This is a genomic window from Pseudomonas sp. TE4620 (assembly GCF_056279045.1).
Window position 1 is genome coordinate 2965482 of the sequence record NZ_JBWBQO010000001.1, and the last position, 13779, is coordinate 2979260.

Annotated in this window: 12 protein-coding genes; 8 read left to right on the plus strand and 4 right to left on the minus strand. The window is 64.3% G+C overall.

The window, feature by feature from the left end; genetic code table 11:
* Window positions 1-528 (plus strand): cytochrome b/b6 domain-containing protein, encoded by a 528-nt coding sequence (locus ACZ9A3_RS13705; RefSeq protein ID WP_045194317.1) that lies wholly within the window; start codon window positions 1-3, stop codon window positions 526-528.
* 77 nt (window positions 529-605) lie between these two features.
* On the opposite strand, the gene ACZ9A3_RS13710 is transcribed toward ACZ9A3_RS13705, so the two are convergent.
* Together ACZ9A3_RS13710 and ACZ9A3_RS13715 are read right to left on the minus strand one after the other, a co-directional pair.
* Window positions 606-1088 carry a copper chaperone PCu(A)C gene (locus ACZ9A3_RS13710; protein ID WP_195884543.1) on the minus strand — a complete coding sequence of 161 codons (483 nt, stop codon included), beginning with the start codon at window positions 1086-1088 and terminating at the stop codon, window positions 606-608.
* Window positions 1088-1699, minus strand: a complete 612-nt coding sequence (locus ACZ9A3_RS13715; RefSeq protein WP_038995914.1) for an SCO family protein — start codon at window positions 1697-1699, stop codon at window positions 1088-1090. Before ACZ9A3_RS13715 ends, ACZ9A3_RS13710 begins: the two co-directional genes overlap by 1 nt.
* 230 nt (window positions 1700-1929) lie before the next feature.
* On the opposite strand from ACZ9A3_RS13715, the gene ACZ9A3_RS13720 reads away from it, so the two are divergent.
* From ACZ9A3_RS13720 to ACZ9A3_RS13750, 7 genes are all read left to right on the plus strand, one after another.
* Window positions 1930-2349, plus strand: a complete 420-nt coding sequence (locus ACZ9A3_RS13720) for a heme-binding protein (RefSeq protein WP_045194323.1) — start codon at window positions 1930-1932, stop codon at window positions 2347-2349.
* Between the two features lie 106 nt (window positions 2350-2455).
* Window positions 2456-3139: a TetR/AcrR family transcriptional regulator gene (locus ACZ9A3_RS13725; protein WP_093381261.1), complete on the plus strand. Its 684-nt coding sequence runs from the start codon at window positions 2456-2458 to the stop codon at window positions 3137-3139.
* Window positions 3140-3247: 108 nt separating this feature from the next.
* A complete protein-coding gene (locus ACZ9A3_RS13730; protein WP_476252784.1) occupies window positions 3248-5191 on the plus strand; it encodes an autotransporter outer membrane beta-barrel domain-containing protein in 1944 nt (647 codons plus the stop codon).
* Window positions 5192-5389: 198 nt separating this feature from the next.
* Window positions 5390-6370: an aliphatic sulfonate ABC transporter substrate-binding protein gene (locus tag ACZ9A3_RS13735; protein ID WP_045194328.1), complete on the plus strand. Its 981-nt coding sequence runs from the start codon at window positions 5390-5392 to the stop codon at window positions 6368-6370.
* Window positions 6371-6379: 9 nt separating this feature from the next.
* Window positions 6380-7741 (plus strand): LLM class flavin-dependent oxidoreductase, encoded by a 1362-nt coding sequence (locus ACZ9A3_RS13740; protein WP_476252785.1) that lies wholly within the window; start codon window positions 6380-6382, stop codon window positions 7739-7741.
* Between the two features lie 48 nt (window positions 7742-7789).
* A complete protein-coding gene (locus ACZ9A3_RS13745; RefSeq protein WP_045194331.1) occupies window positions 7790-8404 on the plus strand; it encodes an START domain-containing protein in 615 nt (204 codons plus the stop codon).
* A gap of 102 nt (window positions 8405-8506) precedes the next feature.
* The gene (locus tag ACZ9A3_RS13750) at window positions 8507-10483 is read left to right on the plus strand and encodes an alkyl/aryl-sulfatase (protein WP_476252786.1); all 1977 of its coding nucleotides are present in this window, start codon (window positions 8507-8509) and stop codon (window positions 10481-10483) included.
* Between the two features lie 96 nt (window positions 10484-10579).
* Here ACZ9A3_RS13750 and ACZ9A3_RS13755 read toward each other — a convergent pair whose 3' ends face one another.
* On the minus strand, window positions 10580-11917 hold the full coding sequence (locus tag ACZ9A3_RS13755; RefSeq protein WP_476252787.1) for a DUF1329 domain-containing protein: 1338 nt from the start codon (window positions 11915-11917) through the stop codon (window positions 10580-10582).
* Between the two features lie 14 nt (window positions 11918-11931).
* A complete protein-coding gene (locus tag ACZ9A3_RS13760; protein ID WP_401287276.1) occupies window positions 11932-13713 on the minus strand; it encodes a DUF1302 domain-containing protein in 1782 nt (593 codons plus the stop codon).
* Window positions 13714-13779 lie beyond the last annotated feature (66 nt).

Sequence of the window (13779 nt, forward strand, 5' to 3'; positions counted from 1 at the left end):
GTGAGCGACGATAGCCTGCGCCTCTGGGACCCGCTGGTGCGCCTGTGCCACTGGTCGCTGGTGGTGGTGTTTGTCGGCGGCTATTTTCTCACCGAAGAAGGCGATGGCTGGCACCGCTGGCTGGGCTATTACGGCCTGACGATCGTACTGCTGCGCAGTGTCTGGGGCTTTGTCGGCAGCCCGGCGGCGCGCTGGGCGCACTTCTGGCCAACGCCCACGCGCTTGAAGTGGCACTTGCAGGCCCTGTTCAGCGGCCAAGACTACCACCGCCTCGGCCATTCGCCGTTGGGCGCACTGGTGATGGTGCTGATGTTGCTGCTGATGGCCGGCCTTGGCGTCAGCGGCTTCATGATGGAAGAGATCTACTACTTCTGGGGCGACGACGGCCTGCGCGATATTCACGAGTTGATGGCCGATGCCCTGTTGGCGCTGGTGTGCCTGCACATTGCGGCGGCGCTGTTCGAGAGCTGGCGGCTGAAGGAGAACCTGCCGCTGTCGATGGTCACCGGCAGGCGCCGGCGGCGCTGAAACGATCGCGGGTCAAGCCAGCACCCACCGAACTGTGGAACTGGCTTGCCAGCGATGGGCTGCGCAGCAGCCCTCTATCAGTGCTGCATAGGCTGATGATCATGCCCATGCATGGCTTGCGCATTCAACGCCCGCACCGGCGCGTTCACTTCAATGCGCTGCTTGACGCCCTTGGCATCCTCGACCACCAGGGTCAGCGGCACGTGCTCGCCTTCCTTGAGTTGCTGGTTGAGGTCCATGAGCATCACGTGATAACCGTTGGGGTCAAGGCTCACCGCCTTGCCGGCCGGCAGCGGCAGGCTGTCGACCTCGCCCATTTTCATCACGTCGTTTTCCATGCTCATCTGGTGCACCTGCACGGTCCTGGCCACCGGCGAGGCGACGCTGAGCAGCTTGCTGTCGGTGCTGGCGGTAAGGGTCATGAAAGCACCGCTGGACTTCTGGTTGGGCACGGTAGCACGCGCCCAGGCGTCGCTGACGGTGGTTTCGGCCATGGCCGGCAGGGCCAGGCCGATCAGGGCCAGCGCGGCCAGGGTACGTTTGACAGGGTTGCGAAGCATTAACACACCTCCATGACAGTGAGCAGGTCTTCTGCGCACTCTTTTGCATTGAGCGAATGGGACAGGCCCAGGCGCAGCTGGCCGCGGGAATCGAAGACGTAGCTGGTCGAGGTGTGCGAGATGGTATAGGTATCGCCGGCTGGCACCTTCTCGTAGAACACACCGAACTCGCGGGCGGCTGCCGCGGTTTCTTCGAGGGTGCCGGACAACGCCACGAACGAGGGGTCGAAGGCCTTGACGTAGGCGTCGAGCACCTCGGGGGTATCGCGCTCGGGGTCGAGGCTGATGAACACCACCTGCAAAAAGCCTGCATCGCGGCCCATCAGCTTCTTGATCTGCACCGCGCGCGCCAGGGTGGTCGGGCACACCGCCGGGCACTGGGTGAAACCGAAGAACACCATCGGCATCGAACCCCAGAAACTCGAGAGGGTACGGACGTTGCCTTGGGTATCCTTGAGCTTGAACGAACGACCGAGGATCTTGTTGCTCATGTCCTTGCCGTACTTGAAGTCCAGCGCGCCACCGGAACGGGGGTCGCAACCTGCAAGGGCGCCGAGGCCCAGCAGGCTGATCCCGGCAACAACCTGGCGCCGGGTCAGTAAATCAGTCATGTAACCATCCTTTCGGGAAGGTGCCAGCCCCTGGATAGAGGGCATGTCGAGAAACCTTCGCATTTTGTCATGGTGGTGGACGCAGGTTCCAGCGCGCAGCGCCCCGTACGTCTGTATCCCAGTAATTACGGGGTGCGGCCTGTTGTCGCAGGCAGTGACAAGAAACATCCGGCAACGTCTACGGTAGTAATGACGCATCCTGCTCGCCTCTCACTCGTGGAGCCCTCCCCATGCTCAGCAAGGCCGTACTGACCCAACACGAAGTCGCGCAACTGCTTGCCGCCGCCCGCGCCGAAGCCCAGGCCAACCAGTGGCCGGTGAGCATCGCCGTGGTCGATGACGGCGGCCACCCGCTGGCCCTCGAACGCCTGGACGGCTGCCCGCCGATCAGCGCCTACATCGCCCAGGAAAAAGCCCGCACCGCGGCTCTGGGGCGCAAGGACAGCAAGGTCTACGAAGACATCATCAACGGCGGGCGAACGGCCTTTCTCTCGGTGCCGGTGCTCAACGCCACCCTCGAAGGCGGCGTGCCGCTGCGGGTGGACGGTCAGGTGATCGGCGCGGTGGGTGTTTCCGGGGTCAGGTCCGAGCAGGATGCGCAGGTGGCCAAGGTGGCGATCGCCGCGTTGCTGGCGACCCTGGGCAGCTAAAACCCCCTCGTTTTTTTTCGCCACGGTCGCCTGACTGGGAAAGCCTGCGCCTATCGCTATATAATTTTGTATATTACGAAAATTGTACGCGATCAGCAGGCCGCAGATGGACCAGTCAAGTTACCCGGGCGCCCCTGACCCTTCGCACCTCGAGGTCTACGAGCCGGCCAGCCCGGCACCGATCAAGCCCAACAGTACCGGGCGGCGCAACCGTGCGCGGATCCTGCGCGAGGCGGCCAGAAGCTTTGCCTGCAAGGGTTTCGCCGCCACCACCATTGGCGATGTGGCGCGCTCGAGCGGGCTGCCCAAGGCCAATATCAACTACTACTTCAGCTCCAAGCAGAACCTCTACCAGCAGGTGCTGGAGATGGTCGCCGTGCCCTACCTGCAGGCTTTCGCCCTGCTGCAGCCCGACAGCGAACCCGGTCCCGCCCTGGGCGGCATGATCCGCGCCAACCTGCGGCTGATCCGCAAGCAGCCCTGGGCGGCGAAAGTGCTGGCGGCTGAATTGCTGCACGGCGCGCGGCAGTTGCCTGGCAGCCATATCGAACATCTGCAGGGTGAGGTCGAGCGCAGCCTCGATTGCCTGCGCCAGTGGATTGCCCGTGGCCAGTTGGCGGCGCTCGACCCGCAGCACCTGCTGATCAGCCTGTGGGCAACCACCCTGGCCTACGCTAATTTCGGCTCGCAACTGATGGCCGGCGGTGTCGGCAAGATCAACGAGAGCGAGCTGGAAGCGGGCGCGCAGACCCTCACGCAACTGTTGCTGCGTGGAGTGATAAACGCCTAAAACCGGATAAATTTCCTACATCAGTCACAAAACGGTACACATCCTGCTTACTGCGAGGCGACGCATCCTATGATGCGCCTTTCGTAACGACACATAAGGAAAAGTGCCGTGTTCAAACCGTTAGCAGTCGCTGTAAGCCTGGGTTGTGCAATGTTGTCCTCCGGCGCCAGCGCCTATGAATATGGGCAATATGCCGGGCAGACCCTGGACCGTCTGATCAACGACTACCCCGGACGTTACCGCGGTACCGCCAGTTTCGAAGGTGCTACCGCCCTGATGCAAACGCAACTGGGCTTCGGCTACCAGACCCGCCGCCAGGACTTCACCTGGGCCGGCAACCGCAGTTCGCAGAACGTCATCGCCTCCGCCGCGGGCCAGAACAGCACCTACGTGGTGCTCGGCGCCCACTACGACACCTACTTCGGCCGCCCTACCTTGCAAGGCCTGGACGACAACGCCTCGGGCGCCGCCGTGCTCACCGAGATCGCCCGCAACCTGGGCGGCGTGGCCCTGGAGAACGGCCTGGAAGTGGTCGGTTTTGGTGCCGAAGAAGAAGGCCTGCGCGGTTCGCGCGCCTATGTCGCGTCATTGAGCGACAGCCAGCGCGCCAACCTGTTGGGCATGATCAACCTCGACAGCCTGATCACCGGCGACAAGATGTACGCCCACGCCGCCAGCAACAGCATCGCCAACCCGGCCCTGGGCGCCTACCGCGACCAGTTGCTGCGCATCGCCCAGGAGATGAACATCGCGCTGTTCACCAACCCCGGCCTGAACCCCGAATACCCGGCCGGCACCGGCTGCTGCAGCGACGGCGAAAGCTTCAACAGCCTCAACGTGCCGGTGCTGTTCATCGAGGCCACCAATTGGGAGCTGGGTGAACTGGACGGCTACGAGCAGACCGACAACCCGGCGATCCCCGGCGGCTCGACCTGGCACGACCCGGCTGAAGACAACCAGCAAGTGCTGACCAACGCCTTCGGCCAGCAGCGCATCGACCAGCGCCTGAGCGACTTCTCGCGGTTGCTGACGCGCCTGGTGCTGGAACTGACCAACGCCGACCTGCTCGCCTCTACCGCCTCCGGCGGCGCCATGGCGCGGCAGATGGAAGACCAGTTGCAACGCCAGCACCAGGCCCTGACCCGCCTGCATGACCGCCGCTGGCTGAGCCTGCTGGACGCCACACGGGCGGTCGGCAGCTTTGATGGTGAAGTGGGTATCGAAGGCGAAGTTTCGCCAGACAGCGGTTTCGATGCGCCGGGCAACCCCGAGTCGAAACGCGTGGGCGTTTATGCCGTTGGCGATTACCGTCTCAATGACGTCCTGACTGTCGGTGCCAGCCTGAGCTTCCAGCGCAGCCGCGACGCCCTCGACCACGGCGGGCGCATCGAAGGCGACGCCTGGCAGGCCGGGCTGTTTGCCCTGCTCAACGACGGCGGCCCGCAATGGCTGGCCGGCGAGCTGAGCGCCGGGCATACAAGCTTTGATACCAAGCGCTCGGTGTACATCCAGGCCAGCAACGGCCCGGTGCTGCTCGACCAGCGCCTGTCCGGCGACACCTCGGCGTGGTTCTGGGGCGCGCGGCTCGACGGCGGCTACGACTTCAGCTTCGGCGCCTTGAAGACCGGCCCGGTGGCGGGCCTGGACTACATGCACTATCGCATCGATGACTTCCACGAAGACCAGGCCCTGCGTACTGCCCTGGGCTACGAAAAGCAGAACTACGACGCCCTCGAAGCCAGCCTCGGCTGGCGCCTGCATGGCAGCGTTGGCCTGGGGGCGAACATGGCCCTGCAACCCTACGCCAGCGTGCGCTGGGTACGCGAACTGGCCGATGGCCGCCTGGACGAGATCGACCTCACCAGCAATGCCGACGGCCGTGTGCGGGTAGCGGACATGGGCAGCGTCGACAAGGACTTTGGTCGCGCGCAAGTGGGCGCGCAGTTGATGTTCACCGAGCAGTTGGGGGTGTTTGCCGAGGTCAACAGCCGCTTTGCCCATAGCGAGGGTAATCAGGCTGGCTATTCCCTGGGTGTGCAGTGGCAGTTTTAACCCTGTAGGAGCTGGCTTGCCCCGCGATAGCGGTCTGTCAGTCATATCGCAATCGCGGGGCAAGCCCGCTCCCACAGGAATAAAAGGATATAAAAATAACAAAACAATCTAACAATTTGGAATAAACAAATTGAAGGGCCTGCGCGGGCTCCTTATATTTTCGGGCATGCCTTGCCCTTGAACCCCAGGAGTCCGCCCATGTCGCACACGCCCCATTCCCCTCTGCGTCGCCTGCTCACCGGCGGCCTGTTTGCCGCCCTGGCGGCGCTGATCCTGCCCGCCCCGCTGGCCCATGCCGAAGCGAGCAAGACCCTGCGCATCGGCTACCAGAAGTTCAACAGCATCAACATCCTCAAAGGCAGCGGCGCCCTGGAAAAAGCCCTGGAGCCACAAGGGGTGAAAGTCAGCTGGTACGAATTCGCCGCCGGCCCGCAGCTGCTTGAAGCGCTGAGCACCGGCGCCATCGACCTTGGCCATGCCGCCGATGCACCCTCGGTATTTGCCCAGGCTGCCGGCAAGCCGGTGGTGTACCTGGCCGCCGAGCAGCCCTACCCCAAGGGCATCGGCCTGGTGGTGCGCGACCAGGACCATATCGCCAACGTCGCCGCCCTCAAGGGCCAGCGCGTGGCCACCGGTCGCGGCTGGAACGCCCAGTACCTGCTGGCCGTGGCCCTGCAGGATGCCGGCCTGAGCTACAAAGACATCACCCCGGCCTACGTCAACAATGCCGCCGACGCCGTGGCCGCACTGCAGTCCGGCAGCGTGCAGGCCGTGACCCTGTGGGACCCGTTCCTCGCCGCCGCCGAACAGCAACCGGGCCTGAAGAACCTGCGCGACGGCAGCGGGCTGTCCAACAACCGCACCTTCTACCTGTCCTCGGCGGCCTTTGCCGACGACAACCGCGCGCTGCTGAAGACCTTCTTCAGCGAACTGGCCAAGGTCAGCAACTGGGCCAACCAGAAGCCCGACGAAGTCGCTGCCCTGCTGGCACCGCAACTGGGTATCGGCGCCGATGTGCTGCAGGTGGCCAGCGAGCGGCGCAACTACAACGCCGTGGCCATTGACGCAAAAATCACCGCCGAGCAGCAGAAGCTTGCCGACACCTTCCAGGGCCTGGGCCTGATCCCCAAAGCGCTGAAGGTGGCCGATGCGGTCTACCCGGTGTCGGTCCTGCCCTGAGTACAGACCATGTCCAAGACCATCCGCTTTAACGCTTTCAGTATGAACGCCGCCACCCACCAGTCCCCCGGGCTGTGGCGCCATCCGCGCAACACCAGCGTCGATTTCAATCGCCTGGGCTACTGGACCGACCTCGCCCGCCTGCTCGAACGCGGGCTGTTCGATGCGCTGTTCATTGCCGATGTGCTGGGTATCTATGACGTCTACCAGGGCAGCGCCGACGGCGCCCTGCGCGGCGGCGTGCAGGTACCGGTCAACGACCCGCTGCTGATCGTCCCGGCCATGGCCGGGGTCACCGAACACCTGGGCTTTGGCATCACCTTTTCGCTGACCTACGAGCACCCGTACCCCTTCGCCCGGCGCATGTCCACGCTCGATCACCTGAGCGCCGGGCGGGTGGGCTGGAACATCGTCACCGGTTACCTCGACAGCGCCGCACGCAACCTCGGCCTGGCGCGGCAACTGGGCCACGACGAGCGCTACGAGCTGGCCGAGGAATACCTGCAGGTGCTGTACAAGCTCTGGGAAAAAAGCTGGGACGACGATGCCGTGGTGCAGGACCGCGCCAGCGGCCAGTTCCTCGACCCGGCCCGGGTGCACCCGATCAACCACCAGGGCGCGCACTTCCAGGTGCCCGGCATTCACCTGAGCCAACCCTCGCCGCAGCGCACGCCGGTGCTGTTCCAGGCCGGCGCCTCGCCGCGCGGCCTGCGCTTTGCCGCCGACCATGCCGAATGCGTGTTTATCAGCGCGCCGACCCAGGCGGCGCTGAGCGGCTATGTAGAAGGCATCCGCAAGGCCACCCGCGACGCCGGCCGGCCTGAACAGGACGTGCTGATCTACGCCCAGGCGCTGCTGATCGTCGCCGACAGTCGCCAGGCGGCCGAGGCCAGGCTGCAGGAGTACCGCCAGTACGTGGACGTCGAGGCGGCGCTGACCCTGCTGTCGGGCTGGACCGGGATCGACTTCGCAGGGGTCGACCCCGACGCGTTGATCGAATACATCGAAAACGACGCCGGCCGCACTGCCCTGGCGGTGTTCACCAAGGCCGACCCGAACCGGCGCTGGACCGTGCGCGAAGCGGCCGAGTTCGTCAGTCTCGGCGGCCGCGGCCCGGTGTTGCTCGGTTCAGCGTCAGAGATTGCCGATCAACTGGAAGACTGGCTCGACCACACCGGTATCGACGGTTTCAACCTCACCTATGCGGTAGTGCCCGACGACCTGCAAGCGGTGGTCGAGCAGGTGGTGCCCGAGCTGCAACGCCGTGGCCGTTATCGCACGGCATATGAAGACGGAACCTTGCGCCACAAGCTGTTCGGCCGCGGTGACCGTTTGCAAGCCGAACACAAGGGCCGGCTCGTCCAGATCTGATCCCAGGCACTATGCTCTGAACAGTCGCCCAACCGCTGGAGCCTGGTCATGCGCCTTCGCCTTGTCTTGTGCCTGTTGCTGGCCCTCAGCAGCGGCGCCAGCGCCACTGAACAGTGGCACCTGGCGCAGGATGAAGACGGCATCCAGGTGTACCTCAGCGAGGTGCCGGGTTCGCCCTACCAGCAGTTTCGCGGCGTGGCGTTGATCAAGGCCAGCGTGTCGACCTTGAGCGAGCTGCAGGAAAACCTGCGGGTTGCCTGCAAATGGCTGTACGGCTGCGCCGACATGCGCCTGCTCAAGGTCGAGGGCGACAGCACCTGGGTCTACCTGACCACCGCCCTGCCCTGGCCGGCCAGCACCCGCGACATGGTCATCCAGGTGCAGAGCGAGCGCCGCGACGACGGCAGCCTGGTACGGCGCATCAAGGCCGTGCCGGGCATGGTCAAGCATGTGCCGGGGCAGATCCGCGTGCGCCAGCTCCAGGGCCTGTGGACCTTCGTGCCCAAGGGCGAGCAACTCACCGAAGTGACCTACCAACTGCAGGCCGATCCGGCCGGCGACATTCCCTCGTGGCTGGCCAACCAGTTCGTCCTCGATGCCCCCAGCGTGTCCTTGCGCACCTTGCGCGCGGTGGCCGAGCGCCAGGGTGGCTCAGCGCCCTGAACAGCGCCCTGCATGGTTTTTGTCGTCCGCGGCTTGTTGGCGGCCCGCACCCGAGCCTTAGGCTCGAAAGGGTGTGCCATAACGACAAAAAATGGAGTTGCCATGCCCTTCCCAACCCTGCACCCACGTACCCGCCTGGCCTGCCTGATCACAGCGTGGTGCCTGAGCCAGCCCCTGCACGCCGCCCAGGCCCCGGCCAGCGCCAGCGAACCGACGCGCAGCAGCAATGCCGCTGTGCTGAGCCAACTGCCGTTTGCCGACCGCGCCGATTACCAGGCCGCTACCCGTGGCCTGGTTGCGCCGTTCACCGGCAAGATCAGCGATGCCGCCGGCAAGCCGGTATGGAGCCTTGAGGACTACAAATTTCTCGCCGCCGAAGACAGCCCCGACAGCGTCAACCCCAGCCTCTGGCGCCTGGCCCAGCTCAACGCCCATGCCGGCTTGTTCGAGGTCGCGCCACGTTTGTACCAGGTGCGCGGCCTGGACCTGGCCAACATGACGATCATCGAAGGCGACGACGGGCTGATCATCATCGACCCGCTGACCACCGCCGAAACCGCCCGCGCCGCGCTGCAGCTGTACTACCAGAACCGCCCGCAAAAACCGGTGGTGGCGGTGATCTACAGCCACAGCCACACCGACCATTTTGGCGGCGTGCGCGGGGTCATCGACGAGGCCGACGTCAAGGCCGGCAAGGTCAAGGTGTTCGCCCCCAGCGGCTTCATGGAACACGTGATGAGCGAGAACGTCTATGCCGGCAACGCCATGAGCCGGCGCGCCCAGTACCAGTTCGGCCTGTACCTGCCGCGCGGGCCCCAGGGCCAGGTCGACACCGGGATCGGCAAGGGCTTGACCACCGGTGGCACCATCACCCTGATCGAACCCACCGAGCTGATCAGCAAGCCCTACGAGACCCGCACCGTGGCCGGTATCGAACTGGAGTTCCAGCTGACCCCAGGCACCGAAGCGCCAGCGGAAATGAACCTGTACCTGCCGCAGTTCAAGGCCCTGGGCATTGCCGAAAACGCGGTGCAGACCCTGCACAACATTCTCACCCCGCGCGGCGCCCAGGTACGTGACGCCAAGGCCTGGTCGCAGTACCTGGACGCCAGCCTGAGCCGTTACGGCGACAAGACCGAGGTGCTGTTCGGCCAGCACAACTGGCCGACCTGGGGCGCAGAGCAAGTGCGTACGCTGATCGCCGACCAGCGCGACATGTATGCCTTCCTCAACGACCGTACCTTGCACTTGCTCAACCAGGGCCTGACGCCGATGGAAATCGCGCAGAACATGCAGACCCTGCCCGGGGAGCTGGCGAACAAGTGGTACGCCCGTGGCTACTACGGTTCGCTGAGCTTCAACGCGCGGGCGGTGTACCAGCGCTACATGGGTTTTTACGACGGCAACCCGGCCAACCTCAACCCGCTGCCGCCGGTCGAGAGCGCCCGGCACTATGTCCAGGCCATGGGCGGCGGCGAGGCGGTGCTGGCCAAGGTGCATGCGGCGATGGACAAGGGCGAGTACCGCTGGGCGGTGCAACTGGGCAACCAGCTGCTGTTTGCCGAGCCCGACAACGCCCAGGCGCGCAGCACTCAGGCGCAAGCGCTGGAACAGCTCGGTTACCAGAGCGAGAACGCCACCTGGCGCAACATGTACCTGACCGGTGCCATGGAACTGCGCGATGGCCCGCCGAGCCAGGCGGGCAGTTCGGTGTCGGTGGACATGGTGCGGGCGCTGACCGCGGACATGTTCTTCGACTACATGGCGGTGCGCGTCGATGTCGACAAGGCGGTGGGCCATGACCTGAACCTGAACTGGAGCTTTACCGACCCGGACCAGGCCTACAACCTGACCTTGCGCAATGGCGTGCTGACCCACCGCGCGGGCCTGAACCCCAAGGCCGATGCCAGCTTGAGCATGAACAAGGCGACCCTTGAACAGATCAGCCTCAAGCAACTGGACTTCCCGACGGCGATGCAAAAAGGCCTGATCAAGGTCGAAGGCAACGGCAAGAAAATCGCCGAACTGCTGGGCACCCTCGACAGCTTCAGCCCGCAGTTCAATATCGTTACGCCTTGAGGGCCCTCATCGCTGGCAAGCCAGCTACCACAGGTCTGAGTACACCGCACCTGTGGAAGCCGGCCTGCCGGCGATCGAGCCCGCAGGGCTCGTGTGCTACTTGGCCCAGCGACGCAATTGCGAAGGGGTGTAATCGTCAGTCCTGGCAGTAAACCCTACGCGCATCGGCGCCTTCTCTTCGTTGCTCAAGCCACCGGCGTAATAACGCCCGGAGATCAGGTCGTACGAAGTCTCCAGCACGTTGTAGGTAAAGTCGTGATCATAGTGCTGGATCGCATGCAGCTCCGAGCTGCGCCACAACTCGCCGCGGCTGTCGTACTGATCCACCTGGGCGATCTGCCAACTGTCTTCGTCCAGATAAAACCTGCGCTTGCTGTAGATATGCCGGGCACCAGGCTTGAGCGTGGCTTCGACCACCCAGACCCGATGCTTTTCATAGCGGGTATAGGCCGGGTTGATGTGGTTGGGCTTGACCAGTTCATCAAGCCTCACGGCGCGGCTGCCCAGGCGATAGCTGTTGTAGGGAATGTACAACTCCTGCTTGCCGATCAGCTTCCAGTCAAAGCGGTCCGGCGCGCCATTGAAGCCATCGATATTGTCGGCGGTGATCAGGCCGTTGCTGTAGCGCGCGCTGTTGTCATAAGCCAGCATCGGCGCCCGTCGCACTCGCCGTTGCGCCGGCAGGTATTGCCAGGCCGCACGCGGCTCGACGACCTGGTCGAGCGGTTCGTGCACCAGCACGGTCTCGCCGGCCAGGCGCGCCGGCTCCAGCACCCGGCTCTTGAACATGAACAGCACATTGGCGTTGGGCTCAAGGCCGGTGACCGCTTGGGCAAAACTTACCAGCGACTGCGCGCGGATATAGCTGACCGCACCGTTCTCACGCACCAGGGCAATACTGCTGAAGCGCTCAAAGCTGCCACCACGCCAGCGGGTCATGTGGTTCCACATCACCTCCATGCCTTCGGTCGGCAGCAGGAATGGAATACCGCGTGTGTAGTCGTGCAGGCCGTTGCCGCCATCGGCGAGAGTGGTCTTGCTGGCGTTGCTGCGGCTGTCGGCAAGTATCGCAGCGGGCAAACGCGCACTGCGATGGGTCGGGTACACCGGCATCTGGTAGCTGCCCGGGTAGCGCTTGAACATCGCTATCTGGCCGGGGCTGAGCGCACTCTGGTACTGCCCGAGGTTTTGCGCGGTAATGGTGAACAGCGGCTTTTCACTGGCGAACGGGTCACTGTAGCCGCCGTTGCCATCGAGGCTGCCGGCGGTTTTGTCGAGGCCGCCGGTCCAGGCCGGGATGCTGCCGTCGGCATTGCCGGCGCGCTCCGAGCCCATGGGTGTGAGGGTCTTGTCCAACGGGCCGAGGTCTGTGCTCTTGGCCTGGGCCAGGGCGCTGACGCAGGTCAGGGCCAACAACAGGGGATGGATACGCATTTTTATTGTTCTCCTTAGAAATCGACCTTGAAGCTGACCGAGGCAAAATCACGGTCATCAAGGGTGCTGTAGTGGTTGGAACCGAAGAAGCTGTTGTAAGCCAGCTCCACGCTGTAATCGTTGAGGTAGTTGGCGGTAAGACTCAGGCCCAGGGCCTGCTGGCCTTCCTGGAACGGCCCGAGCGGGTCGTAGGAATAGCCCTCGACGTCATGGCGCCAGTTGACCGCCGGAATCAGGTTCACGCCGGGCAACACATCGCTGTATTCAAGGCTGGCACGCAGGCGATAGCCCCAGGACCAGTCGGTGGCAAAGCCCTTGTCGGTGCAGTAGCGGTTGGTCACTGCGGAGGCGACGCTGTTGCATGTGCTGCCGTTGCGCGGCGCGCTGCGGCCAAAGGCGGCATTGCGGCCCAGGCGCTCGTCACCGAGGCCGTCGATATGCACCACGCCGACTTCACCGAACAGGCTCAGGCGGGTGGCGCCGAGCACGTTGTCGATGGCCTGGGTCGCCGAGCTGGTCAGTTGCCACACGCCTTTGCGTTCCCAGCCATCCAGGCGATCGCCAGCGCGGATGTTGAAGCCCTCGGGCAACTGCACCCACGAGTTGCCGGCCGCTCCGGAGACCACCGCGGTGGTGACATCCGGGGCGTTGAAACTCAGCGGCATGTTCGGCCGATAACTTAGCTCGGCCGCCAGCGATATACCGCTGTTGGGCTCGACGCCGTTGATGCTCAGCCCGTACAGGCGGATGTTCTCGGGGAAGGCCGCAGCGTACGAAGGCCCCTGCCCGCCCCCGGGAAAATTCCCTGGCAGCGCGGTGTTGCGCGCATCGAGGGTCAGGTACGGCAGGCGCGAGTGGTAGTTGATGAAGTACAGCGCCGCCTCGGCATCATTGAGCGCCGGCAGCATCTGGCGCAGGGCAAAACCGAACTGGCCGTTGTCGGACGGCGACTCGTTGCCACGCGCACTGGCGTACAGGCCGCTGGCCTGCATCTGCTGGTCAGTGAGCACCTGGCCCAGGTACAGCGGCCCGCAGCCCGGCTGGATGACATCGCTGCCGGCAAAGAAGGTACCGCAGCCATCGAGCACGCTGGGGCGCCAGTTGTACTGGTAGAAACCTTCAAGGTTGAGAGTGTCAGATACGCCGAAGCTGAACGAGAGCATCTCCACCGGCAGCTGGCCTTCCTTGATCTCGACCCCGGGGCGGTTGAAGGCGGTGATGTCCAGCGGGTTGATGACGTTGATACCGTTCTGGATCAGCAGCGCCTCACCCCACGACAGCACCTGCTTGCCAAGCTTGAAACTCAGCGGATGACCGGCCAGCTCGAAGTCTTTCCACAGGTAGGCGTCGAGCACTTGCAGGCCCTGGAACCTGGCCAGGTCATCCCAGCCGCTGTCGTCGAAATCCTTGAAGCGGCCGTCGCCGGTTTCATAGGCATGGTCGTACCAGTACTTCAGGCGCACAAAGGCGCCCTGGCCCTGGCCGTCGAGGCTGAAATCGGTCAGGCCCTTGAAGGTTTGCGAGATCGGGTCGCCCTTCTTGAAGTTCAGGCGGTTGTCGTCGGCACTCACGCCCGTGCCATCGGCGTTCACGCCCTGGGCCTGCAGGGCATTGGCGCGGGTCATCAGGTGGCGGTCGGGGCTCTGGGTCGACCAGCTGCTGCCAAGGCTCAAGGTGCTGCGGGTGGTGAAACTCCAGTCTTCATTGATGTCGAAACTGGCGGCCTGTGCCGGTACTGCGCAGGCCGCCAACAAGGTCAGCAGCAAAGGTGATGGGGTTGAGCTTGTTGTTGTCATTATCGAGCTCCAATAGGGATCAAGCCCGATCAAGATGCCCAAGCGCCCGCCGCCACACGCAAGCGG

Coding starts and splice junctions, on each gene's coding strand:
- ACZ9A3_RS13750 (WP_476252786.1), top strand. CDS start 8,507: ATGCCCTTCCCAACCCTGCACCCACGTACCCGCCTGGCCTGCCTGATC.
- ACZ9A3_RS13725 (WP_093381261.1), top strand. CDS start 2,456: ATGGACCAGTCAAGTTACCCGGGCGCCCCTGACCCTTCGCACCTCGAG.
- ACZ9A3_RS13760 (WP_401287276.1), bottom strand. CDS start 13,713: ATGACAACAACAAGCTCAACCCCATCACCTTTGCTGCTGACCTTGTTG.
- ACZ9A3_RS13720 (WP_045194323.1), top strand. CDS start 1,930: ATGCTCAGCAAGGCCGTACTGACCCAACACGAAGTCGCGCAACTGCTT.
- ACZ9A3_RS13755 (WP_476252787.1), bottom strand. CDS start 11,917: ATGCGTATCCATCCCCTGTTGTTGGCCCTGACCTGCGTCAGCGCCCTG.
- ACZ9A3_RS13740 (WP_476252785.1), top strand. CDS start 6,380: ATGTCCAAGACCATCCGCTTTAACGCTTTCAGTATGAACGCCGCCACC.
- ACZ9A3_RS13715 (WP_038995914.1), bottom strand. CDS start 1,699: ATGACTGATTTACTGACCCGGCGCCAGGTTGTTGCCGGGATCAGCCTG.
- ACZ9A3_RS13710 (WP_195884543.1), bottom strand. CDS start 1,088: ATGCTTCGCAACCCTGTCAAACGTACCCTGGCCGCGCTGGCCCTGATC.
- ACZ9A3_RS13745 (WP_045194331.1), top strand. CDS start 7,790: ATGCGCCTTCGCCTTGTCTTGTGCCTGTTGCTGGCCCTCAGCAGCGGC.
- ACZ9A3_RS13735 (WP_045194328.1), top strand. CDS start 5,390: ATGTCGCACACGCCCCATTCCCCTCTGCGTCGCCTGCTCACCGGCGGC.